19 protein-coding genes are annotated in these 22,943 nt (G+C 48.0%); 8 read left to right on the top strand and 11 right to left on the bottom strand.

Annotated features, from left to right (window positions below; all coding sequences use genetic code 11):
• Positions 1–55: 55 nt before the first annotated feature.
• Entirely contained in the window at positions 56–652 is a 597-nt protein-coding gene (locus FBQ74_RS02275; protein ID WP_139755133.1) for a hypothetical protein, read from the bottom strand.
• 12 nt (positions 653–664) lie between these two features.
• Complete coding sequence (locus FBQ74_RS02270) at positions 665–2,287, bottom strand: LruC domain-containing protein (protein ID WP_139755132.1); 1,623 nt, start codon at positions 2,285–2,287, stop codon at positions 665–667.
• A 271-nt stretch (positions 2,288–2,558) separates the two neighbouring features.
• Between FBQ74_RS02270 and FBQ74_RS02265 the strand changes: the two genes are divergently transcribed.
• Genes FBQ74_RS02265 through FBQ74_RS02255 form a run of 3 tightly spaced genes read left to right on the top strand, consistent with a single transcriptional unit; the run spans position 2,559 to position 5,504 of the window.
• Complete coding sequence (locus tag FBQ74_RS02265) at positions 2,559–3,107, top strand: GbsR/MarR family transcriptional regulator (protein WP_139755131.1); 549 nt, start codon at positions 2,559–2,561, stop codon at positions 3,105–3,107.
• Positions 3,108–3,122: 15 nt separating this feature from the next.
• Positions 3,123–4,484, top strand: a complete 1,362-nt coding sequence (locus FBQ74_RS02260) for a cytochrome ubiquinol oxidase subunit I (protein ID WP_139755130.1) — start codon at positions 3,123–3,125, stop codon at positions 4,482–4,484.
• Positions 4,485–4,493: 9 nt separating this feature from the next.
• The gene (locus FBQ74_RS02255) at positions 4,494–5,504 is read left to right on the top strand and encodes a cytochrome d ubiquinol oxidase subunit II (RefSeq protein ID WP_139755129.1); all 1,011 of its coding nucleotides are present in this window, start codon (positions 4,494–4,496) and stop codon (positions 5,502–5,504) included.
• A gap of 54 nt (positions 5,505–5,558) precedes the next feature.
• Here the strand turns inward: FBQ74_RS02255 and FBQ74_RS02250 are convergent, their stop codons facing one another.
• Positions 5,559–6,740 carry an acyl-CoA dehydrogenase gene (locus tag FBQ74_RS02250; protein ID WP_139755128.1) on the bottom strand — a complete coding sequence of 394 codons (1,182 nt, stop codon included), beginning with the start codon at positions 6,738–6,740 and terminating at the stop codon, positions 5,559–5,561.
• A gap of 105 nt (positions 6,741–6,845) precedes the next feature.
• The gene (locus FBQ74_RS02245; protein ID WP_139755127.1) at positions 6,846–7,319 is read right to left on the bottom strand and encodes an Lrp/AsnC family transcriptional regulator; all 474 of its coding nucleotides are present in this window, start codon (positions 7,317–7,319) and stop codon (positions 6,846–6,848) included.
• 123 nt (positions 7,320–7,442) lie between these two features.
• Here FBQ74_RS02245 and FBQ74_RS02240 point away from each other — a divergent pair, with 123 nt between their 5' ends.
• Positions 7,443–8,432, top strand: coding sequence for a PLP-dependent cysteine synthase family protein (locus FBQ74_RS02240; protein WP_139755126.1), 990 nt, complete (start codon positions 7,443–7,445; stop codon positions 8,430–8,432).
• On the opposite strand, the gene FBQ74_RS02235 is transcribed toward FBQ74_RS02240, so the two are convergent.
• Positions 8,378–9,121: a hypothetical protein gene (locus FBQ74_RS02235; RefSeq protein WP_139755125.1), complete on the bottom strand. Its 744-nt coding sequence runs from the start codon at positions 9,119–9,121 to the stop codon at positions 8,378–8,380. The two genes, FBQ74_RS02240 and FBQ74_RS02235, sit on opposite strands and share 55 nt — an antisense overlap.
• Positions 9,122–9,163: 42 nt before the next feature.
• Between FBQ74_RS02235 and FBQ74_RS02230 the strand changes: the two genes are divergently transcribed.
• The gene (locus FBQ74_RS02230; protein ID WP_139755124.1) at positions 9,164–9,673 is read left to right on the top strand and encodes an AAA family ATPase; all 510 of its coding nucleotides are present in this window, start codon (positions 9,164–9,166) and stop codon (positions 9,671–9,673) included.
• An 18-nt stretch (positions 9,674–9,691) separates the two neighbouring features.
• Here FBQ74_RS02230 and cspE read toward each other — a convergent pair whose 3' ends face one another.
• The 6 genes from cspE to prlC form a co-directional block, all read right to left on the bottom strand.
• A complete protein-coding gene (cspE, locus tag FBQ74_RS02225; protein WP_018984697.1) occupies positions 9,692–9,901 on the bottom strand; it encodes a transcription antiterminator/RNA stability regulator CspE in 210 nt (69 codons plus the stop codon).
• 281 nt (positions 9,902–10,182) lie between these two features.
• Complete coding sequence (gene ubiB / locus FBQ74_RS02220) at positions 10,183–11,823, bottom strand: ubiquinone biosynthesis regulatory protein kinase UbiB (protein ID WP_139755123.1); 1,641 nt, start codon at positions 11,821–11,823, stop codon at positions 10,183–10,185.
• 11 nt (positions 11,824–11,834) lie between these two features.
• Positions 11,835–12,467: a ubiquinone biosynthesis accessory factor UbiJ gene (locus tag FBQ74_RS02215; RefSeq protein WP_139755122.1), complete on the bottom strand. Its 633-nt coding sequence runs from the start codon at positions 12,465–12,467 to the stop codon at positions 11,835–11,837.
• Positions 12,467–13,261 (bottom strand): bifunctional demethylmenaquinone methyltransferase/2-methoxy-6-polyprenyl-1,4-benzoquinol methylase UbiE, encoded by a 795-nt coding sequence (ubiE, locus tag FBQ74_RS02210; RefSeq protein ID WP_205912277.1) that lies wholly within the window; start codon positions 13,259–13,261, stop codon positions 12,467–12,469. The genes FBQ74_RS02215 and ubiE overlap by 1 nt, the downstream gene beginning before the upstream one ends.
• A 143-nt stretch (positions 13,262–13,404) precedes the next feature.
• Positions 13,405–14,097, bottom strand: coding sequence for a DNA-3-methyladenine glycosylase I (locus FBQ74_RS02205; protein ID WP_139755121.1), 693 nt, complete (start codon positions 14,095–14,097; stop codon positions 13,405–13,407).
• Positions 14,097–16,130, bottom strand: coding sequence for an oligopeptidase A (prlC, locus tag FBQ74_RS02200; protein ID WP_139755120.1), 2,034 nt, complete (start codon positions 16,128–16,130; stop codon positions 14,097–14,099). Before prlC ends, FBQ74_RS02205 begins: the two co-directional genes overlap by 1 nt.
• Positions 16,131–16,380: 250 nt before the next feature.
• Between prlC and FBQ74_RS02195 the strand changes: the two genes are divergently transcribed.
• The 3 genes from FBQ74_RS02195 to FBQ74_RS02185 all read left to right on the top strand — a co-directional run bounded on the left by FBQ74_RS02195 (position 16,381) and on the right by FBQ74_RS02185 (position 22,618).
• Complete coding sequence (locus tag FBQ74_RS02195) at positions 16,381–17,691, top strand: HD domain-containing phosphohydrolase (RefSeq protein ID WP_139755119.1); 1,311 nt, start codon at positions 16,381–16,383, stop codon at positions 17,689–17,691.
• 101 nt (positions 17,692–17,792) lie between these two features.
• Complete coding sequence (gene gorA / locus FBQ74_RS02190; RefSeq protein WP_139755118.1) at positions 17,793–19,142, top strand: glutathione-disulfide reductase; 1,350 nt, start codon at positions 17,793–17,795, stop codon at positions 19,140–19,142.
• Positions 19,143–19,309: 167 nt separating this feature from the next.
• Complete coding sequence (locus FBQ74_RS02185; protein WP_139755117.1) at positions 19,310–22,618, top strand: amidohydrolase family protein; 3,309 nt, start codon at positions 19,310–19,312, stop codon at positions 22,616–22,618.
• Positions 22,619–22,943 lie beyond the last annotated feature (325 nt).

Here is a 22,943-nt window from a genome sequence, read left to right as displayed (position 1 = left end):
TTCAGGTGGCCTTCCTTATTTTTAACTCCATAAACTATTGGTTGCAACACGGTACTTATCTGAATTGATAGCTAACGTAGTTATCATCAGCGATAGCCGCTAACACTTCGTTTTCAATGCCCAGAGCATTAAGCTCTATCAGTAATTTTTGTTGCGAGCTGGCAATTTCAACCTGCCGGTAAAGCACGCCATTACCATCGGTCTTAGCCACCATTAGCAACGCTTTATTCTGCAGCCTTTCATCGTCCAAAGCGGTGATGTCGCTATCTACTACTGATACGGTCACGAGCGTATCGCTAAGCACCTGTCCTCGAGCGCCTGTTGCGCTGATATCCAGCGTGAGTCGTTTATGGGTGTCGAATGTGAAATCAGGCTCCACATACAGCTGCGTTGATTTATTGGCTTCACTATCCAGCGCCGTTGCATCTGGCGTGTAATCTCCATCCTCATCGGTCTCATCTGCGCTTTCTTGCGAATCTTCCGGTGCGGCAGGTGCGCTAGGTGCAGTAACCGGGGCTGGCGCCGCTGTTGAGCTTTCGCCGGATGAACTGCCTCCTCCGCCGCCACAGGCACTTAGCAAAGTGACACCAATACAAACCGCAAGTAGTTGAGGTGATGAAATTCTGGCTAACTTTTGTATGAATTGATACATAATTTATCCCTCTTAACGGTTAAGCACGTAATACAGGTGGTCACGGTTGCTGGTCTGAAACCAGTTTTGCGCCTGCTCGCCCGCACTTTCTACCCAAGTTTCGTAGTCGGCATAGCACCAGACAATATCTTTGTATTCTCTTGGGTAGAACCAGGCGCCACTGACTTTTAATCCCCAGGACAGATTCTCAGCGCTGCGGTAGTAACGCCCGGTTGCAGGGTCAGACGTATCAGCATGCTTTCCAAATAAAGCGGTATTCATTTTGTCAGTGGGCGGATAGTCGGCGAAATGAATTTCGTGTCCCCGTTTATTGGTTCTGAAAATAAAGAAATCAAAGTCAGAATGTTGCAGCGCATTCATGCCTACCGAAAACGCAACATCGACAGTGAAGGGCACAGGAGCATATTCGGGGCACTCCTTTACCGTATTGAAGAACTGACAATCGTCGCCATCCCCCGTGGTGGTGAAATCGTGCGTATCATTCCATAAGATGATTACTGCATCACTTTGACCCTGCTCGGCAGTAAGCGTAAAGGTCGTGCCATCAATAGTGATACTACCTTGTTTAAACACTGTCGACGGCATGTCCATCAGTCGCAAAGCAAAACCGTTGTGAAAACCTGCTCCCCTGGCGTCAATAAAGCCGTCGAGCCTGAAGCCTGTGATGACCCCCTGTGCATCAGTAATAGTTTGTAAACGTTCACGAATAACTAAATCGTTCATATCGTAATCGCCCAGGTGCGGCCACTTATCTTCATAAGCCAGCGACACATATTCTGTGTTTGATGGATAAAAGCTACTAAAAGCGCGACGATAGTCGTTGGGAAACTCATCAAGAGAATCCTGGATACCATCAGCATCGCTGTCATTGGCTTCTGGGATTGTAATCAGGCTTTCTGTATCCAGTGCGCTCTCAGGCGTTGTTTTTACCGAAAATACGGCATCGTTGAAATCGTTATCTCCCCAGGTACGTGGCAAATCCTCGAAGCCTAATACCACCTCCTTCACGTACGGGTCATACAATGCAGCCATGTGTTGGCGCAGACTTTCGTCGGATTCCGGGTTTAAGTGCTGAAGCGAGTAGTAATAAGGTACGGCAGTGCCTTGGACACCAGAACTATCAGAAAAACCGTTTGCAGCGATGAAAAAGCCTATGCTGGTCCCTGCAGGAAAGCGGCCGAGGTTTACTCTGTCTCCCTGGCGTAAGTGGGGATATGACAGGTTAGGAAATACAATGATTTCCCTGACATCAGAAATGGTGGCGGGCGGGTTGTCCGCATTGAATGTGAAATAGCCGAACGAGTTTTTGTAGCCGGCACCTTCATGCAGGAAAGTGACGAAAACGTCGCCCTCCTCTTTCAGATAAATGGTGGAGCCCGCATCGTTGGTAATGAACGCTTCGTTCAATTCACTTTCAGGCAGTGCATTAGCAATTCGCTGGAAGAACGCATCGGGGTAATTATCAATGTAAGTAAGATTATCAGGCTTTCCTATCGTCTGATCATAACCCACAGGCCAGGCCTCGCCTGATGCAAAACGCCAGACATATTGTCCGTCGATAACTTCTACCGCGTTCGTCCATGGTGATATGGCAGCCAGTGTAAGAGCGGTGTAAATGGCGCGCTTCAACTTCATCGTTAATCCTCTCAACATTGAATATACGTCCATTAATTAACAGCGACATACGTGCCACTTATTAAAATCTACTAAAATCATATTGTTGAGGAATCATTGTTTATGATGCGGATTCTGTTTCGCAGATTGCAACGCGATTTTCGCGTTATGTTGTGACTTGAATATCATATTGATAGCTGTGGTTAGACAGCTTTAATAAGACAGAAACATTGATCTACATCAAACTTCGATCTAAACTTTCAGTATCTTCTGAAACTTCAGTATTTGAATTATGACTCCAATAGTTACATCGGCAGTAATGCATTTCGGCCAGATGGGCAGTCGCTGGGGATTTAATCGAACTGTCGGCCAAATGCTGGCTCTAATTGTATTGAGTGAAAAACCGCTGGCTGCCCAGGAGATTGCCGATGCGCTGAACATCTCTAGGGGTAACACCAGCATGGGACTTAAAGAGCTTCAATCCTGGCGGTTAATCAAGTTGCAATTAGTCCCGGGTGAGCGTAAAGAGTTTTTTGTTCCCGCCGGTTCTATCTGGGTATTGGCCAATCGCGTATTTGAGGAACGACGTAAGCGCGAAATCGACCCGACTATGTCATTGCTGCGGGACCTGATGCTGGATACCCCTGCCCATGAAGAGGATGCTAAAGTTCAGGAAAAACTGAATGAAATTCACGACCTGCTGGAATCAGTAACAGCCTGGTCACAGGAGCTACAAAATTTAGGGCCTGAAAAATTAGCAACGCTGATGAAATTAGGCTCTGGCGTAGGACGGATCCTGGATTTAAAAGACAGAATCTTACCCGCTAAGGCTCAATCTTAACGTTAGGAGGTTGCAATGGACGCTTTCATATTATCGCGTCTTCAGTTTGCACTGAATATCAGTTTTCACATACTTTTTCCCACTATTACTATCGCACTGGGCTGGTACCTTTTTTATTTCAAATTGCGTTCTAACATTTCTGGTCACCCGGTATGGATGCGCATGTACCGTTTTTGGGTAAGGGTTTTCGCACTTACCTTTGCGCTCGGTGTGGTCAGTGGTGTCACCATGTCATTTCAATTTGGTACTAACTGGCCCGGTTTTATGGAGAAAGCCGGTAATGTAGCCGGGCCATTGCTTGGGTATGAAGTCCTGACTGCCTTTTTCCTGGAAGCTACATTTCTTGGGATCATGCTATTTGGTATTCGCCGGGTTCCGAACTGGCTGCATACTTTATCCACACTTATTGTGGCATTTGGTACAACGGTATCGGCGTTCTGGATATTGTCACTAAACAGCTGGATGCATACACCACAGGGGCACGAAATTGTAGATGGGGTTATCTATGCTAAAGACTGGAGTGAAATAATATTTAATCCATCTTTCCCCTATCGTTTTGCGCATATGCTGTTAGCGTCGGGACTGACTGCCAGTTTTTTAATTGCCGGGTTATCCGCTTACCGTATCTACCGGGGTGACGATAAAATCGCGCCGAAGCTGGCGTTGAAGACAGCAACCTACACAGCTGCGGTATTAATACCGTTACAGATATATGCCGGCGATTTGCACGGCTTGAATACGCTTGAACATCAGCCTCAGAAGGTGGCGGCAATGGAGGGCGTTTGGGAGACCGAACAGGGGGCCCCATTGTTATTGTTTGCCATTCCTGATGAGGAAAGCAGAACCAATCACTTCGAAATAGGGATTCCCCGCGGAGCAAGTCTGATTCTCACCCATTCTCTTGATGGTGAGATTAAGGGTCTGAATGAGTTCGAAGGCGAGCATCCTCCTGTTGCGCCAGTATTCTATTCATTCCGAATCATGGTGGGCATGGGAATGCTGATGCTGGTCTGCGCCTGGGTGGGCAGCTTTTATCTTTATCGCAAGGGAGCAATGCCCGGCTGGTTGACTAAAGTGTTTATGGGTATGAGTTTTAGTGGTTGGATTGCTACGCTGGCCGGATGGTATGTGACAGAGGTCGGTCGCCAGCCCTATCTGGTCTATGGCGTACTGCAAACTGAAGATGCAGTGACAGGATTACCTGCAGGGAATGTGGCCTTTTCACTTACGCTTTATGCTGCAATCTATGCAGTACTACTGTTTGCCTACATGGGAACGCTCACGCTTATGTGTCGTCGCTCGGTGGAAATTGAAGAAATCACCAGTGAAGAGCGCGAAAAGGCAAAAACGTCAAAAATTTCCCCCCTGGGCGCTTAGGAGGTCACTATGCCATTTGAAAGCTTATCAATAGAGGTACTGGGTGACATTTATATCGGGTTGCTTGCTCTGGCGGTGCTGCTGTACGCCATACTCGATGGTTACGACCTCGGTGTTGGTGTATTAATACCGCCCAGAGAAGAGAAATTCCGTGATGATATGATTGCTTCTATCGGCCCCTACTGGGATGCCAATGAAACCTGGTTGGTGCTGGCGGTAGGATTGTTGCTTTTTGCATTTCCTGATGCACACAGTGAAATATTACAAACTTTATATATTCCCGCCACTCTGATGTTACTTGGGCTGATACTGCGGGGGGTCTCGTTTGATTTCAGAGCTAAAGTGGCTCAGGTAAAAAAACGAAGATGGGATTTATCTTTCAAGTATGGGTCTTTGCTTACTACCTTATCGCAGGGGTATATGCTCGGTATCTGGGTGACCGGCTTGCGCACCGACCTGTGGGCGCAGGGTTTTGCATTGCTTGCCGCTTTTGGGTTAACCGCCGCTTATGCGTTCATCGGAGCATGCTGGCTAATTCTTAAGTCAGAGTCTGCGTTGCAGGAAAAGGCAGTCTACTGGGCTCGCCGCGGGCTGATTGTTCTGTCTGTAGGGATTGTTGCCGTGAGTGTTGCCAATCTGACCCTACACGATGATGTGCGCCAGATGTGGCTGAACTCAAACTGGGGCTTCTTGCTGATGGCAATTCCTGTTGCCTGTTTTGGATTGCTGAGCTTTTGCGGCGTTATTCTCAAAAGAATGCCTGAAACTGACGGTCGCGGCGAAAAACTGCCCTTTATCATTGCGATGACGGTTTTTGTTTTGTGTTTTGCTGCATTCGGGCTGAGTTACTATCCATTCGTAGTGCCCGGACAAATGACGATTGCCGATGCCATTAGCGATGCAAATTCTTTGCGGTTCTTATTGGTTGGGGCCATCATCGTTGTGCCGTGTATCCTGGCTTACACATTCATGGTTTACCGGATTTTTGCCGGCAAATCGGAAAAGCTTACCTATTACTAGTTTTTATTCAGAATGGGCTTGCGAGGGTTTAATTCGCAAGCCCAATGCCAACAATTAAAAGAATGCCTGCAGACCGGTTTGTGCTCGTCCCAAAATCAAGCCATGTACGTCGTAGGTGCCCTCATAGGTGTTGACCGTTTCCAGGTTAACCATATGCCGCATAATATGATACTCATCAGCAATACCATTGCCGCCATGCATATCTCTGGACTTTCTGGCGATATCCAATGCTTTTGAACAGTTGTTGCGTTTTACCAGCGAGATCATGGCAGGGTCGAATTTACGATTATCGATGAGACGGCCTACTCTGAGCGAAGCTTGCAGACCCAGCGTGATTTCAGTTTGCATGTCTGCCAGCTTTGTCTGAAATAGCTGTGTTTGCGCCAGCGGGCGACCAAACTGATGACGATCCAAACCATACTGGCGTGCGGCATGCCAACAAAATTCTGCAGCCCCCATTGCTCCCCAGGAAATCCCGTAACGCGCCATGTTGAGGCAGCTAAACGGGCCTTTAAGTCCGTGCACGCCTTCCAGCCGGTTTTCTGTTGGAACAAACACATCATCCATCACAATCTCACCCGTCACTGACGCTTTCAAAGAAAGCTTTCCTTCAATGGCGGGCGTAGAAAGTCCGTCCATGCCTCGCTCCAGAATAAAGCCGCGGATTGCCTCATTCTCATCGCTGCATTTTGCCCACACCACAAAAACATCGGCAATAGGCGAGTTTGTAATCCACATTTTACTACCAGACAGGCGGTAGCCCCCGTCAACGTTTTTAGCGCGCGTCTTCATAGAAGCTGGATCTGACCCTGCATCCGGTTCAGTCAGACCAAAGCATCCTACCCACTCGCCGCTGGCAAGCTTTGGCAAATACTTCTCTTTTTGCGCTGCTGAGCCAAATGCGTTTATGGGATGCATGACCAGCGAAGACTGGACGCTCATTGCGCTTCGATAGCCACTGTCGACCCGCTCTACTTCTCTGGCAATCAGGCCATAAGTTACGTAGTTAACGCCCGGGCAACCGTACCCTTCAATGGTGGCGCCCAACATACCCATCTCACCGAAGCGACGCATAATATTACGGTCAAATTTACCGTCTCTGTTAGCCTGCAGAATACCAAGCTGCAAGTTTTCCTGACAAAAAGCGCGTGCGGACTCACTGACCATGCGCTCTTCATCACTAAGCTGTTCACTAAGAAGTAATAAATCATCCCAGTTGGTTAAGGGCGAGCCCATAGTAATGCTCCTTGAGATCAGTAAGAAAAGAATAAGTACGAATGTAGCCTAACACGTAATGTGTGGCCTCAGTTTGATTTGAACCAGGTAATGACAATTAAATCATCACAAATGCTGAAGCGGCATGGCAGTCGAGTATTTTATCTGTTCCATCGCGAAACTAGAGGTAACGTCGTTCAGGTCAATACCATTTACCAGTCTTTTGTAAAAGTGATCGAAACACTGCATGTCAGTGACCATAACCTTGAGCAAATAATCGTACTCACCGCTCATCCGGTAAAACTCAACGACTTCCTCAAAAGAGGACGCATGTCGGGCAAATTCATCCAGCCACTTCCCATCATGCCGGCCAGCTTTTATCTGTACAAAGACGGTCATTGATAAACCCAGTTTAGGGGCATCAAGTAATGCGACTTTTCGCGTAATCAGTCCGGCTTGCTGCAAACGCTGGATGCGTCGCCAACAGGGTGTGGCGGTAAGGCCCACTAACTCAGCCATCTCCGCAACACTGACATCGGCATTTTTCTGTAGCAGGGTGAGAAGCTTTTTATCGACAGTATCAATAGAAATTTTTTCCATGCAAGCGCCACATAGAGGTATATTTTGCTACATAAGATAAGTATTTGATGCGCTAATAGCAACATCACCCATCGTTTTCACGTCACACTGTCATCAGAACAATAAGTGAAAGCGAGTCACAGCATGTTAGCAAGTCCTCAGATACAATTAACGCAACCAGCGGTGATATATGACAGCATCACCCAGACGATTGGCCGAACGCCTCTTATAAAGATGCATCGCCTTGCTCGTCTGCTTAACTGGCAAACCGTCCCCATGGCTAAGGTCGAGTTTTTCAACCCGGCGGGTTCGATTAAAGATCGCAGCGCACTGGCTATGTTCGAAGCCTTGTTGCAACACACCCAAAATATCGAGAAGCTGGAAATTATCGAAGCATCATCAGGTAACAACGGTGTTGCCTGTGCCTGGTTAGGTGCAATGCTGGATGTCCCGGTGACCATCGTTATCCCAGAACATATGTCTGTTGAGCGCCAGCATTTGATTAGACATTATGGTGCGAAAGTGATTACGACAGCCAAAGACCTTGGGACAAAAGGTGCAATCGATCATTCCGCTCAGCTGGTCAACGAAAGGCCTGGCGCGGTATCGCTGAATCAGTTTTCAAACCGGGCTAACGTTTATGCTCATCAGATGTATACGGCGCCGGAAATCTGGCACGATACACAGGGAAATATTGATACGGTGGTGGCAGGTATTGGTACCGGGGGGACTATCACGGGTTTGTCCGGCGCACTTCGGGCCCAAAGCCCTGATATTGAAATAATCGCCGTTGAGCCTTCCCGATGCCCGGTTCTCAGTGAAAGCCGTAGTGGCGTGCACAACATACAGGGACTCAGTTCAGGTCATATTCCCGAGATTCTTGATACATCCTGTTTTAATAAGATTATTACGGTGACCGATGAAGACGCTGTGGACTACGCCCGTAAGCTGGCACGCGTCGAGGGCCTGGCGGTGGGAATATCTTCCGGTGCCGCAATGTGGGCGACAGCGCAACTGGCACTGTCGAGCGACTATGCCGGTAAAAATATTGTCACTATTCTGCCTGACGGCGCGGAGCGCTATTTTTCAACGTCGCTTTTTGCCGCTGTTGATGAAGCGCTTCCGATGACCTGACCGGTCGACCACCAGGGTTTAACAAAAGAAACGTGTTCAGGAGCGATTTTCATCTCGTAGGGCGGAGCGAAAATACGCTTGAGTACTGATTCGTATTCCTTACTTTTAAATACCAGCAGGCCCTGCTCTTCGTATTGGCTGAGTAGTTTTCTATAAGCTTCAATCGGATACTGCGGGTTTTGCTGAGTGAATATTACTGTGCCGCCAAACGCTTCGTACAGTGCCTTTTCTATTTGCCAGATACGTGCCTGTTCACGGGCAATATCTTTGACCGGGCGGCTATTTTCTTCGCTGCCGTCAACCTGGTCGCCAAAGCGGGATGAAAATGCTTTAACCAGCGCCTCATCTGGCTCTATTTTTTGCTGCGCGGCATAGGTATCCATAATCCTGTCGATAAGTTGCTCTGCAAAGCGATTGTGTCGAATACGCGACAAGGCTAGTTGCCTGCTTACAGACATTGCTTCAGCTGTCTCTGTCAGCTCCGCTTTTGTAGGTGAGATGTCAGATAGCATGAGCGGCTTTTCGTCTACCACAGCCAGCGTTTTTTCCTGCGCAAACGCTCCGCTAATCATCAGGCAACTTGCAATAAAGACCATAGCCTTCATAAAAACCGGAAATTTACTCATCGGGATATACTCCATTATTAACCTTTCTCGGCGATAGTCGTCAGCATAAGTAAAAACCGTCATACTGTCACCGCCAACTAACTTACAACATCAGAGGTGGAGCGAATGCTTTACATCGTTTCCGGTCAGCCTGCAGTGGGTAAATCAACCTGGGCAAAGCGCCAGGCAAAACAATTGCGTGCCTGTCTGATTGATATCGACGAGGTATTTGAACCTGTTATTCAGGCCGGGCTGATACTGGCAGGCATGGAACAGGATGATCGCGATAGCTCAGCCTATAAAAAGGCTTTCAGAAAGCCTGTCTACGATGCGATGTTTTCAGCTGCAACCGCTAACCTGAGTCAGATCCCCGTTATTTTGTGCGCTCCCTTCACTCAGGAACTATCCAACCCAGAGTGGGTACAGCAACTCAGGCACCGTTTTGATTGTGATGTACTTGTTTACTGGCTGCACGCGCCAGTGGCTCAATTAAAAAAGCAAATGGTTAAGCGCGGAAACCCGAGAGACAGAAAAAAGCTGGAAGAATGGGAGCAATATCAGGAATATTTCGTGGCAGAGAAACCACAATGTGAACATATTCCCATTGATATGGGAGAAAACAAAAACGGCAGCTAATGCTGCCGTCTTAACGTTTTACAGTGCTTGAACGTTAGCTGCCTGCAAGCCTTTTTGGCCCTGCTCGACTTCAAATTCTACGCGCTGACCTTCGTTTAAAGATTTATAACCTTCTGAAACGATAGCACGGAAATGAACGAAAACGTCCTTATCGCCGCTATCTTGTGTCAGAAAACCATAACCTTTGTCAGCGTTAAACCATTTAACGGTACCTGTAACTTTAGACATGTAGACCTCAAATCTCTCTTAAAACTTCGCTTTCGCGTATCTCTTTAATTCGTCTTTAACCGTGGACGAGTTATTTGGGTCTTACTTTGGAATGAACAAACCACTAACAGCAAATCACAGGTGTAACTTGAGTATTTATACATCAACGCAAAAAACAAAATAAACACGTCTCTTAAAGACTTAGCCTAATGGCTATAAGTACTATAGCAGGTATTTGCAAAATTCATAGAAAAATAGGAAGCAATTAACATTTATCACAAAAATGTCATTTACCTGCTATTTTATGACTTAAATTTCTTGTGACCTTTACGCCAGGATTGCCACCAACACGCCATGCCCGCTACAGCCGTAGCGCCCGGAAAAGCCCAGTGCAGTCCATAAACAGGCAGCAACGCTGACACAATAATTAACGTTGCTCCAACAATCCCATAGTGCGTCGCACGCATATTATTTACCTGCAGCGCCATCAGTTGCTGGTGCTCCTGTTGCTGCTGCAGTGGCAACGCTTTAAGCTGTTGCAAGCTGTCATGTAACAGGTCTGGCATATCCGGCAATTTTTCAGACCAGAATGGCAAATTCGCCTTCACCTTGGTCATCATGGCGCGCAAGCCAACCTGCTCCTGCATCCAGTTTTCAAGAAACGGTTTTGCGGTTTTCCATAAATCCAGTTGGGGATACAACTGCCGGCCCAGGCCTTCGATATAGAGCAGTGTTTTTTGCAATAATACCAGTTGAGGTTGCACCACCATATTGAAGCGCCGGGCGGTATTAAACAGTTGCAGCAGAACGTTTCCGAATGAGATTTCAGCCAGCGGCTTTTGAAAGATTGGCTCACAGACTGTGCGGATCGCCATTTCAAATTCATCAATATTTGTATCTCGGGGAACCCAGCCGGAGTCGGCATGCAGTTGTGCGACCTTGCGATAATCCCGGTTGAAGAACGCCACGAAGTTTTCCGCCAGATAACGTTTATCTTCTTTGTTCAGCGTGCCAACAATACCAAAATCGATGGCGATATAGCGTGGCTCTGACGGTGTTTCAGTGCCCACGAAAATGTTTCCCGGGTGCATGTCAGCATGAAAAAAGCTGTCACGGAAGACCTGGGTGAAAAATACTTCAACGCCCCGCTCTGCCAGCTTTTTCATATTGGTATTCTGTGCCAGCAGTGCATCGACATTGGAAACCGGAATCCCGTAAATGCGCTCCATAATCAGCACATTGTGGCGACAATAGTCACTGTAGATACGCGGGATATAAAGTGCGTCAGACCCTTCAAAATTTCGTCTGAGCTGGATCCCGTTTGCAGACTCGCGCAGCAAATCCAGTTCATCCACCAGCGTTTTCTGGTACTCGGTGACGACTTCTACGGGTCTTAACCGCTTACCATCAGGCAGCCAGCGCTGTACAACCTGGGCCAGAGAGAACAACAACTCCATATCCGCATCGATGGTTTTGCGGATATCCGGACGCAGAACCTTGACCACCACATCCTGATTGTCGTGGAGTTTCGCCGCGTGCACCTGAGCAATTGATGCCGATGCCAGCGGGTCGATATGAAACTCTTTGAACAATTCGCTTAAATCATGCAACTCCAGCGCATCTTTAATAATTTGCTGAGCAGCTTCGGAAGGAAAAGGAGCCACTTTGTCCTGCAGGCGTGCCAGTTCATTGGCAATATCCGGATGCAAAAGATCTCTTCGGGTAGAAAGCATCTGCCCGAACTTGATGAATACCGGACCCAGAGACTGCAGTGCCATGGTAATACGTACACCGGCGGGCTGGCCTTTATGCCTGTTACGTATCCAGAAGATAGATTTGCGCATGAGACGCGCGTACCAGGGCATCCATCGATCAGGAATGAGCTCATCCAGACCATGCTGGAGCAGCACCTTATTAATTTGATACAAGCGAAATATTTGCATGAAACGGAATACTACAAACTGTTCTCTAAAAGACGCAAGCGAGCTTCAAAACGCTGAACATCATCGCGCAACGCATCGACCTCATCGTTGAAATGCATAACAGCTAACTTCCCCACGGCGATATCTTTTTCCTCTGTGATAGCATTGCTCAGGCCGCTGGTAAAGCGCTCAGACAATGCCTTCATTTGTGCTTTAAAAGCCGAGGCTCCACTGAAAATCTGGTGAGCCGGAACGTCTCCGGTATATTTTGAAAGCTGTTCTTCCCAGTCAATATCGAGCTGCTGGAATAAGGCGGCAACCTGCTGGGCAATGCCCGGCTCTCCCTGCATTTGCAGCTTACCTTCTCGGATAAGCTGAGTGATCTGGCTGGTTTGGGTAAGACTGGGTAGCGCATCAAAATGCGTTTTTATATAACAGGTGCTTTCATCGACGTGGACAGAAACATCTTCGTAACTATGATGCTCCAGCAAAATATCGACTTTTGACGAGAATGCCAGAGTTACACCCCAGGGTAAGCCTTCCAGAAACAAGGTAAGTCGTTTACCACTGAGTGCCGACAGGCGCTTTTCACTGTCTTCGTCCAGCGCGATGAGGTTATTAATAAACGCTTCAGCTGAGGCGGTAAACAAAGACGATGCCGGCATTAAAATTTGTATCCGCGATGCAGTGCGACAATGCCGCCTGTAAGGTTGGTGTAATCACACTGCTCGAATCCCGCACTTTCAAACATACCTTTCAGTGTTTCCTGATCAGGGTGCATGCGGATACTTTCAGCCAGATAGCGATAGCTGTCAGCATCGTTGGCTACTACCTGCCCCATTTTTGGCAGAATATGAAACGAATACATGTCGTAGATTTTTGACAGATGTTCTGAAGCCGGTTTCGAAAACTCAAGTACCAATAAGCGCCCGCCCGGCTTTAATACCCGGTATATGGAATTAAGCGCGTTTTGTTTTTCGGTTACATTTCGCAGCCCGAACGCCATTGTTACTACGTCAAAAGAATTGTCCGGGAAAGGTAGCGCCTCCGCATCGGCCTGCACGTACTCGATGTTGTTAACCAGGCCCTGGTCACGGAGTTTGTCACGACCTACCTTTAACATGGACAGGTTAATGTCAGCCAGCGTCACTGAACCGGTCGGACCTACAAGCCTTGAAAATTTAGCAGTCAGGTCACCGGTGCCTCCGGCAATATCCAGAACTTTATGGCCCGTGCGCACGCCGGCACAATCAATCGTATAGCGCTTCCATAAGCGATGCACACCGAACGACATCAGGTCGTTCATCACATCGTACTTGGCAGCAACAGAGTCGAACACATTAGCAACCAGAGAGGCTTTTTGTGATTTTTCGACCTGCTGAAATCCGAAATCGGTTTGCTCTGTCGATGCATTCGGGGCGCTTTGCGAGGCTTCCACCCGGCTGTCTGTATCGCTCATACCATTCCTGTACCTGTCATCTGTTGGAAAGGAAGTGTACCCAATATCGCAAACCAGAAACAGCCATTTACGGTGAAAATAGCGTAATTAACGGGATAACCGGTGACTTCTACCTGATGGCATTACCTCAGTGCTATGACTGTTCAGGCATGACGATTGTTGCTTCCCCAGCTGTAAGAAAGGATCTGACTGAGCTCACTCATCGACAAACCACTTTGCTCATGCCACTGCACAAACTGTTCGTTCATCGCTTTCAGGCTTTTCTGACTCTGCAGCGTTCCATCAATAACCTCATGCTTTCTGAAGTAATCTTCATTATCTGCAGAGATAATGAACGTATCAACGCCTAATGCCCTGAGCATATAGGGGCCCGTATTTCCACCAAGCCGGGCACCGCGTTTTTTCAGCGTTTGCCATAAGCCGGTTATTCCTGCTTTGTCAGTCTGCGCAACAAAACGACCAAAACTGCCGTATTCACGACTGATATCCGCCACCATCATGGCGTTATCTCTGACTGTCATAACCTTTTTGTAATTGCGCACGATTCGCTCATCACTGGCTTTACGCTCAAGCATCTCATCGGGCATTAAAAGAATTTTTTCTACGTCGAAGTTAAAGAACACCTCTTCGAACGCAGGCCATTTTTGTTCAATGACACGCCACACGAAGCCGGACTTGAATACCTGCCGGGTCATTGCTGCCAGAAACCGATCGTCAGGGATCTTTGCAACCTCTGCCGTACTCAAAGGCTGGCGTAACAAAGCGTTAAGCCCTGCTTCGCCGCCCTTTCTTTCACATGCCCGACGATAGATCGCGTCGAAACGTTCTGCTGCCATTACTGACCTATTCCGCTATGACGCAGCAACGCATCGACATTCGGCTCGCGTCCACGAAACGCAACGAACAGGTCCATAGGTTCACGGCTACCGCCCATCTCAAGAATATTGTGTAAAAAGGATTTACCAGTTTCGCGATTAAAGATGCCGTCTTCCTCAAATTTACTGAATGCATCCGCTGACAGCACTTCCGCCCATTTATAGCTGTAGTAGCCCGCAGCGTAGCCGCCCGCAAAAATATGGCCAAAGCTATGCTGAAAACGATTGAAAGCCGGCGGTGTAATCACTGCTACTTCCTTTCTGACATCATTTAACAGTGCCTGCACATCGACATTTTCGCCATCCTGCTGATGCAACTGAAAATCGAAAAGGCTGAACTCAAGCTGTCTGACCATTTGCATCGCAGACTGATAGTCGCGCGCAGCCAGCATTCTGTCCAACAAGTCATTGGGCAGCGGCTCTTCGGTTTCATAGTGACCTGAGATAAAGCTGAGTGCCTCTTCTTCCCAGCACCAGTTTTCAAGAAACTGGCTGGGCAGTTCCACCGCATCCCACGGAACGCCATTGATCCCCGACACGCCTGCCACTGACATTTTGGTCAGCATGTGATGCAGACCATGGCCGAACTCATGGAACAGGGTTAATACTTCATCGTGCGTGAATAATGCTGGTTTATCGCCGACCGGGCCGTTAAAGTTGCAGGTAAGATAGGCCACTGGCAACTGAATCTCACCATCGGGCAACTCGCGACGCACCCGACACTCATCCATCCAGGCACCGCCACGTTTATTGGCTCTGGCATATAAGTCAAAATAGAAACTACCACGCAGCGCATCTGCCTCGTCGGTGATCGTGAAGTAGCGCACATCTTTATGCCAGGTATCAACACCGGGTTGCTCGACAATCTTTAAACCATAAAGGCGATGAACGACCTCAAACAAGCCTCTCAGCACAGTTTCTTCTGGGAAATAAGGACGCAGCATTTCATCTGAAATAGTATATTTTCTCTGCTTTAGTTGCTCACTGTAATAAGGAATATCCCAGGCATTAAGTGAATCAACCCCGTGCTCTTTGGCAAACGCCTTCACTTCGTCCAGATCCTGCTGTGCCTGTGGCAGTGACTTTTCCGCCAAATCACGGATAAACCCTACCACCTGCTCCGTTGAGCTGGCCATTTTGGTTGCCAGTGAGCGCTCGGCATAGTTATCAAAGCCAAGCATTTTTGAAGCTTCAGTCCGCAGCGCCAGAATTTCGTTAATAATATCGGTGTTGTCCCATTTGCCCGCATTTGGTCCTTCAGCTGAAGCACGTGTTGCATAGGCGCGATACATCTCCTCGCGTAACTGACGATTCTCGGCGTAAAGCATGACCGGTAAGTACGATGGAATGTCCAGCGTAAACAGCCAGCCTTCCAGGTCTTTATCTTTCGCCGCCTGATGCGCTGCATCTAATGCCGATTCTGGCAGGCCAGACAATTCATCTTTATCTGTGACATGCTTGGTCCACCCCATGGTGGCATCCATCACATTGTTGCTGAAGGTAGAAGACAGTTCCGACAAACGGGCGCTTATTTGCGCATAACGGGTTTTCTTTTCCTGTGGCAGTGCCACGCCAGAAAGTGTGAAATCGCGGATGGTATCTTCAATATACTTTTGTCGCTGCTCATCCAGCGTTTTAAATTCATCGCTTTGGCGAAGCGTGGTGTAGGCCTTATAGAGCCCTTCATGCTGACCAACCCAGGTTCCGTAGTCAGATAATAGCGGAAGGCAACTGTCATGCGCCTGACGCAGCTCATCACTGCTAACGACAGAATTCATATGAGATACCGGCGACCACATCTTTCCAAGCCTGTCGTCAACCTCTTCAATTTTGCCGACAACATTCTTATAGCTGTAGTCGCCCGAAGCTACAACCTCATCGATAGTCGTCTTGCACGTTGCTATGGCTTCTTCAATAGCCGGCTTGATTTGATCCGGCGTAATCTGAGAGAAAACGGGCAGGCCGTCGACCAATTTGATGGCTGGTTGTGTCATTGATATCTCACTTTTTTCATAATTCATGCAAAGAATGTAAGGACGCTATTTGCTAAAACAAGGTCTGCGTTGCAGAACCGCGTGGCCAACAGAACATCGTCGCCCTGCTCTTTAGTACCAGGTTGCCCTGTATTAATAGTCCTGATACCAACAAACGGCTTAAACCGATACACAGAGTTAGCACTTTTTATTTTACTGGCTATAGTAAAACTACCAGTGAAGTGCGCGCCCGACGCGTTCAGGAGTATTCATGCAGCCGGCCCCTTCTACCACAGATAATCGTTACACGGTGCTCTTTGTTGATGATGAAGCCAATATTCTCAGATCGGTTCGTCGAGCTTTGTACAAAACAGATGTGAATGTGCTGCTGGCAGACAGCGGCCAGTCAGCACTGAAAATACTGGCCAGTGAAACGGTGCATGTCGTGGTATCAGACATGAAAATGCCTCAGATGAGTGGCGCTGAGCTATTAGAGGTGGTCGCCGAGAACTATCCCGATACATTTCGGGTTGTACTGAGTGGCTATGCTGATATAGAAGCCACAATAAGTGCAGTTAACAAAGGCAGAATCCATCGTTATCTGCAAAAACCCTGGGACAATCAGACGCTGATAAAAACGATTGAAGATGGTTTGGAGCGCATAAAGCTAAAAGACGAAAACCTTCGGCTTGAGCGGCTGATTCGCGCACAGAACAATAAGCTGAAAGAGATAAATACGTCCCAGGAACAGACAATTCAAAAGCGCACACGCCAGATCCGCACCGCCCTTTCAAAAATAGAACTCAATAACCACGCGCTTGAGCAGGTTATATACAACATTATCAGCATCAACCCTGCTGTCAGCGGGAAATTTGCCATTGATGTCAGCGAACTCGCGGTGAGTCTGGCTTCGCAAACAGGCGCCGACAAAGCCATGCTGGATAACATCAGATACGCCGGGCTGGTGTGTGAACTGGGCTTACTGGGGCTTCACTCCCACGACTTTAGCGGCCCGTTCAACAAGCTGAATTATCAGCAGCAACAAAATTATCTTTCCCAGACGCGTCAGGCAGTACAAATGCTGGCTCCCGCACAACACCTTCAACCGGTTGCTGAGATTATTGAGCATCAATTTGAGCAGGTTAACGGTTCAGGGCCCATGAAGAAAGTGGGCCGGGATATCCCGTTAGGTTCCAGAATAGTTGCTGTAGCCAGAGACTATTGGCGACTTATTGCCGGACGACTGACCGAGCACCCTCTTAACGATGAAGAGGCGAAGGGCTACCTGAATAATTACCGTAATACGCAATATGACCCTGATATCCTTGATATTCTGTTGAACCAGAAAAATATCGGCCAGGCGCGCCATACTGAAGGCTCTGTCGCAGCGAGTCAGTTACAGCCTGGAATGTATCTGGAAGCAAATCTGTATAACGACAATCATCTGTTAATACTCCCTCGCGGGCATGTTTTTACAGCGGCCACCATCACTAAGCTCCGGCTGATTGAGTCTGAGCGCAAAGCCCCCTTTTCAATTCTTATCAAAGCGGATAGCACAGCAGACGAAACTATCACAGAGTAATCCTCAAATTATTAGACGGGGTATACCTCCTATCCGTAAATTTTGAGCATGGTTTGGTATCGTGCCAGAATAGTCTGACTCAACTGACCTGGTAGGGAATAATGCAAGAATTCGATTATATCTGTATTGGCGGAGGCAGCGGTGGCATTGCCTCGGCAAATCGCGCCGCCAAACACGGCAAAAAAGTAGCAATTGTCGAAGCTAACCTGATTGGTGGCACCTGTGTAAACGTAGGGTGTGTTCCCAAAAAGGCGATGTGGTTCGGTGCCAATGTTGCAGAAGCGATCAATCGATACAGTGAAGATTATGGTTTTGACGTGTCCGTAAACCATTTTGACTGGTCGGTACTGGTGGCCAATCGCCGTGCTTATATTCAGCGTATTCACGCCTCCTACGGCAAAATGATGGCTAAAAACGAGATCACTGTCATTGATGGCTATGCGACATTTGTCGATAAACAAACTATCGAAGTTAACGGTGAAAAGTACACTGCCCCTCATATCACTATCGCCACTGGCGGCCACCCCAGACTACCTGATGTACCTGGTGCTGAGTATGGTATCGATTCGGATGGCTTTTTTGAACTGGATCAGCAGCCACAGCGCGCGGTAGTTGTCGGCGCAGGCTACATTGCAGTCGAACTTGCCGGTGTGCTACACAGCCTGGGAACCAAAACCGATCTGATCGTTCGACATCATGCTCCGCTACGCCATTTTGACCCGATTGTTTATGAGACCCTGGTAGATGTCATCGAAAACGAAGGCCCCACACTACACAAGCAATCTGGCGTTGAAAAAGTCGAAAAGGCTGACGATGGTGAGTTGACTGTGCATTTAAAAAGTGGCGAAGTGTTAAAAACAGATTGCCTGATATGGGCGATCGGTCGCGAGCCGTCATCAGCAAAACTTGGCCTGGATGCAGCCGGCGTTGATACCGACGAAAAAGGTTACATCACTGTTGATAAGTTCCAGAATACTTCTGCCGAGGGTGTGTACGCCGTTGGTGATATTACCGGGCATGTTGAGCTTACTCCTGTGGCTATAAAAGCTGGCCGCTTACTCAGCGAACGTCTGTTTAATGGTCAAAAGGAAGCCCACCTGGACTACTCGCTGATTCCTACGGTGGTATTCAGCCATCCGCCAATCGGAACTATCGGCCTGACAGAGGACGAAGCGAGAGAAGAATTTGGTGAGGACAAGATTACCGTGTATTCATCGTCATTTTCAGCGATGTATACGGCTGTCACCCGCCACCGTCAGCCGACAAAAATGAAGCTCATTTGTGCCGGTGAAGAGCAAAAGGTTGTTGGCTTACATGGTATCGGCCACGGTATGGATGAAATTCTTCAGGGATTTGCGGTTGCCATGAAGATGGGGGCGACCAAGGAAGATTTTGATGCCTGTGTAGCAATTCATCCCACCAGCGCAGAAGAATTTGTAACGATGACCTGATGCGCCCGCGCGTTTATCGCATAGGAAAAGGGCAGTGATATCACTGCCCTTTTTACATTAACCGCCTTTTATATACCATTTGTCCCGCCCCTTCTGTGCATTTTTTGCATTGGCGAAAAATACCCGATACCTTAAGACTTTACACTCGAAAAGTCTGGGATATAACAATGATAACTACTTCTCGTCGTTCAGTTCTGGCGCTTGCCCTTGGCGCGACACTGAGCATATCGGCCAATGCACAGGAAGATAAAAATAAAGAAGAATGGGATGTGCTCAACCCGCCGTTTTCTTTAAATGAAGTCACCATTAATACTGAACAAACGACCTGGTCCAGTCTGTCGATCTCGCCGGATGGGTCTTATATGGTTTTCGACATGCTGGGCGACCTATACAAAGTAGGCATGGACGGCGGTAAAGCGACTGCACTGACCGCTGACTTTGGCTGGAATATAGAACCTGCTATTTCTCCGGATGGTAGCCAGATTGCATTTATTTCTGACCGTGGTGGCATCTCAAATATTTGGGTTATGGATAGCAACGGCGAGAATTTAAGACAGGTATCTAAAGAAAAAAACAACCTGATCCACTCCCCTAAATGGAGCCCGGATGGTAACTACCTGGTTGCCACCAAAGGTATTATGTCCAGTCGCAGTATCCCAGCCGGTGAAATCTGGATGTATCACATTAACGGAGGGGACGGTCTTAAAATCAAAGGTCGTGTGAATGGCAAAAGCGATCAGCAAAACATTGCAGACCCGGCGTTCTCTCATGATGGTAAGTACATCTACTATACTCAAAACACAGTGCCTGGCGCACAGTTCGAATATAACCGGGACCCTCTTGAAGGCATCTTTGCCATAACGCGCTATGACCGGGAAACCGGCGAGGAAAGCCGGTTCATCAGTGGCACGGGCGGTGCCATTGTGCCTACGCCTTCACCGGATGGAAAATACGTAGCTTTTATCCGCCGGGTAAAAAATAAAACCGGTCTGTTTTTGAAAGACCTTAAAACCGGCGAAGAAAAACCTCTCACGCTGACCCTTGAGCGTGATATGCAGGAAGGCTTTGGTTCTGAAGGTTACTATGCCTATTTCGATTGGATGCCTGATTCTCAGTCCATTGTGTACTGGACCGGTGGTACCTTCCATAAAATCGATATCAACTCAAAAGATATTGCCGATATCGGTGTATCAGTATCGGCTACCAAGCAACTGGCTGATGCACTGCGTTTTGATGTCGATGTGGCGCCGGATAACTTCGATGTAAAAATGATTCGCTGGTCACAAAAGTCACCTGATGGCAATACGATGCTTTTTCAGGCGCTGGGCAAACTGTATGTCAAAGACCTGAAATCAGGTGATACCCGTCGCTTAACACAGCAAAACGACCACGATGAGTATTACCCGCGTTTCTCTAATGACGGTAAACAAATTATCTACACTACCTGGCACGATAAAAAGTTAGGAGACGTACGTGTTATACCGGCTTCAGGCGGTAAGAGTGAGGTAATTACAGCTCAGCCGGGGCACTATGTTGAGCCCAGTTTCTCTGCTGACGGCAAATATGCTGCCTGGCGCAAATTCTCTGGCGGCTACCTGCTAGATCCGAAATATTCGCTGGAGCCTGGTCTGTACGTACAAAAGCTTAGCGGCGGCGAAGCCCGGAAAGTATCAGCATCGGGTACCCAACCGCACTTTGCCGGCGATAACGATCGCATATTCTTTACCGAATCGGTAGGTGGTACACCGTACCCTGAAACGCAGCTTGCCAGTGTAAACCTGCAGGGCAATGACAAACAGGTTCATTTGTACGGTGCAGATAAAGTCAGCGAATACCGTATTTCTCATGACCAGAAATGGGTCGCATTCGTTCATCAGTTCAGAACCTATGTAGCTCCTTATGTGACTAACGGTAAAAAGGTGACGTTATCTCCTGACATGACCTCGCTGCCGGTGAAACAAATCTCGAAGCGTGCCGGCGAGTATTTGACATGGCGGCCAGATAACAAGGCGGTAGGCTGGTTCCACGGCCCGCATTATTATGAATATGAGCTGGCTGATGCCTTTGATTTTGTCGCGGGTAAAAAGGTTGATGAAGAAGCAAAAGCTAAGCGAACGAACCTGGCATTTAATGTAAAAGCGGACAAACCTGAGGGTATCAAGGCCCTGGTGGGTGGCGATATTGTTACCATGCGCGATGCCGATAACCGTCAGGAAGTCATTAAAGATGGTGTAGTGCTTATCGAAGGTAACCGTATTAAGGCGGTAGGTCGCAAGGGTGAAATCAGCATTCCTGATGATGCTATGCGTGTGGACACCACCGGCAAGACAATCATCCCCGGGCTTGTTGATGCCCACGCCCACGGTGCACAGGGTCGCAATGAGATTATCCCTCAGCAAAACTGGGGACAATTTTCTAATGTAGCGTTTGGTGTCACTACCATCCACGATCCTTCTAACGATACTACCGAAGTGTTTGCCGCATCTGAAATGCAGCGTGCCGGTAAAATTGTTGCGCCGCGTATCTACTCTACCGGTGCCATCCTTTATGGCGCTGAAGCGCTTGGCTATAAAGCTATCGTTAATGACTATGAAGATGCCTTTTTTCATGTGCAGCGTCTGAAAGATGCCGGCGCTATATCTGTAAAAAGCTATAATCAGCCTGCCCGTTCGCAACGTCAGCAGATTCTGTGGGCTGCGAACAAACAGGAAATGATGGTAGTGCCCGAAGGTGGTGGTAAGTTGCAGCAAAATCTGAGCATGCTTACCGATGGTCATACCGGCCTTGAGCATAGTCTGCCTATCCCTAAAGGCTACAGCGACGTTACGCAGTTGTGGAAAGCCTCTGAGTTTGGCTACACACCTACGTTTGTCGTTTCTTACGGCGGCATGATGGGCGAAGAATACATGTATGACCGCACCGAAGTATGGAAAAATCCACGCCTGCTTCGCTATACACCTTCCTTCCTGCTTGATAGTCGCGCCATTCGACGCCCCACCGCGCCGGATGACCAATACAATCACGTACAGGTTGCCGAGTATGCAAAGACACTGCGTGAAAACGGTGTCAGTGTACACATCGGTGCACATGGTCAGCGCGAGGGTTTAGCCGCGCACTGGGAAATGTGGCTGATGAGCCAGGGTGGATTTACGCCGTTTGAAGCGCTGCGCGCTGCGACAATTGACGGTGCAACCCATCTGGGTATGGGCAAAGATATTGGCAGTATTGAAGAAGGTAAGCTGGCAGACATGGTCGTTATTGACGGTAATGTATTAAACGATATTCACCGCAGTGAGTATGTGGATTATACCGTGCTAAACGGCCGGGTTTTTGAGGCGGCAACAATGAACGAACTTGGCAGCAAAACCACGCGCCAGAAGTTCTTCTTTGAAGATGACAATAAAGCCTTTATGCCAGAGCAGACTGCCGAAGAAATTAATGTGAAGTCACACAAATATCACTGGCAGCACCATTAAAGCCTTTCACTTATTAAGTGGTTAAAATAAACAAAGAGGTCACCATAAGGTGGCCTCTTTTCTTTTCCCCACATTCTTTTTCAATCCTCGTTTAAAATTACACAAAGCATCTCGTCTTGTTCCTCTAAAACTTCGCCTTGAGTTCATTTTCACAATACGGACATCGCCTTTCAATTTCAGGACATCTTGCGCAGATACTGGCCTGCAGCGCTAACTGGACCGTGTGACATAATAGATGCTGAGTATCGTTTGCTAAGGTGATGACCGTCGGAATGACTTCGGCAATGCCACCACTGATAGTGCAGATTCGCACAAATACGGATGT

Source organism: Salinimonas iocasae, from assembly GCF_006228385.1.
GTDB lineage: Bacteria > Pseudomonadota > Gammaproteobacteria > Enterobacterales > Alteromonadaceae > Alteromonas > Alteromonas iocasae.
This window is presented reverse-complemented; position numbering and strand designations above follow the sequence as displayed.

Coding starts and splice junctions, on each gene's coding strand:
- FBQ74_RS02275 (WP_139755133.1), bottom strand. CDS start 652: ATGTATCAATTCATACAAAAGTTAGCCAGAATTTCATCACCTCAACTA.
- FBQ74_RS02270 (WP_139755132.1), bottom strand. CDS start 2,287: ATGAAGTTGAAGCGCGCCATTTACACCGCTCTTACACTGGCTGCCATA.
- FBQ74_RS02265 (WP_139755131.1), top strand. CDS start 2,559: ATGACTCCAATAGTTACATCGGCAGTAATGCATTTCGGCCAGATGGGC.
- FBQ74_RS02260 (WP_139755130.1), top strand. CDS start 3,123: ATGGACGCTTTCATATTATCGCGTCTTCAGTTTGCACTGAATATCAGT.
- FBQ74_RS02255 (WP_139755129.1), top strand. CDS start 4,494: ATGCCATTTGAAAGCTTATCAATAGAGGTACTGGGTGACATTTATATC.
- FBQ74_RS02250 (WP_139755128.1), bottom strand. CDS start 6,740: ATGGGCTCGCCCTTAACCAACTGGGATGATTTATTACTTCTTAGTGAA.
- FBQ74_RS02245 (WP_139755127.1), bottom strand. CDS start 7,319: ATGGAAAAAATTTCTATTGATACTGTCGATAAAAAGCTTCTCACCCTG.
- FBQ74_RS02240 (WP_139755126.1), top strand. CDS start 7,443: ATGTTAGCAAGTCCTCAGATACAATTAACGCAACCAGCGGTGATATAT.
- FBQ74_RS02235 (WP_139755125.1), bottom strand. CDS start 9,121: ATGACGGTTTTTACTTATGCTGACGACTATCGCCGAGAAAGGTTAATA.
- FBQ74_RS02230 (WP_139755124.1), top strand. CDS start 9,164: ATGCTTTACATCGTTTCCGGTCAGCCTGCAGTGGGTAAATCAACCTGG.
- cspE (WP_018984697.1), bottom strand. CDS start 9,901: ATGTCTAAAGTTACAGGTACCGTTAAATGGTTTAACGCTGACAAAGGT.
- ubiB (WP_139755123.1), bottom strand. CDS start 11,823: ATGCAAATATTTCGCTTGTATCAAATTAATAAGGTGCTGCTCCAGCAT.
- FBQ74_RS02215 (WP_139755122.1), bottom strand. CDS start 12,467: ATGCCGGCATCGTCTTTGTTTACCGCCTCAGCTGAAGCGTTTATTAAT.
- ubiE (WP_205912277.1), bottom strand. CDS start 13,261: ATGAGCGATACAGACAGCCGGGTGGAAGCCTCGCAAAGCGCCCCGAAT.
- FBQ74_RS02205 (WP_139755121.1), bottom strand. CDS start 14,097: ATGGCAGCAGAACGTTTCGACGCGATCTATCGTCGGGCATGTGAAAGA.
- prlC (WP_139755120.1), bottom strand. CDS start 16,130: ATGACACAACCAGCCATCAAATTGGTCGACGGCCTGCCCGTTTTCTCT.
- FBQ74_RS02195 (WP_139755119.1), top strand. CDS start 16,381: ATGCAGCCGGCCCCTTCTACCACAGATAATCGTTACACGGTGCTCTTT.
- gorA (WP_139755118.1), top strand. CDS start 17,793: ATGCAAGAATTCGATTATATCTGTATTGGCGGAGGCAGCGGTGGCATT.
- FBQ74_RS02185 (WP_139755117.1), top strand. CDS start 19,310: ATGATAACTACTTCTCGTCGTTCAGTTCTGGCGCTTGCCCTTGGCGCG.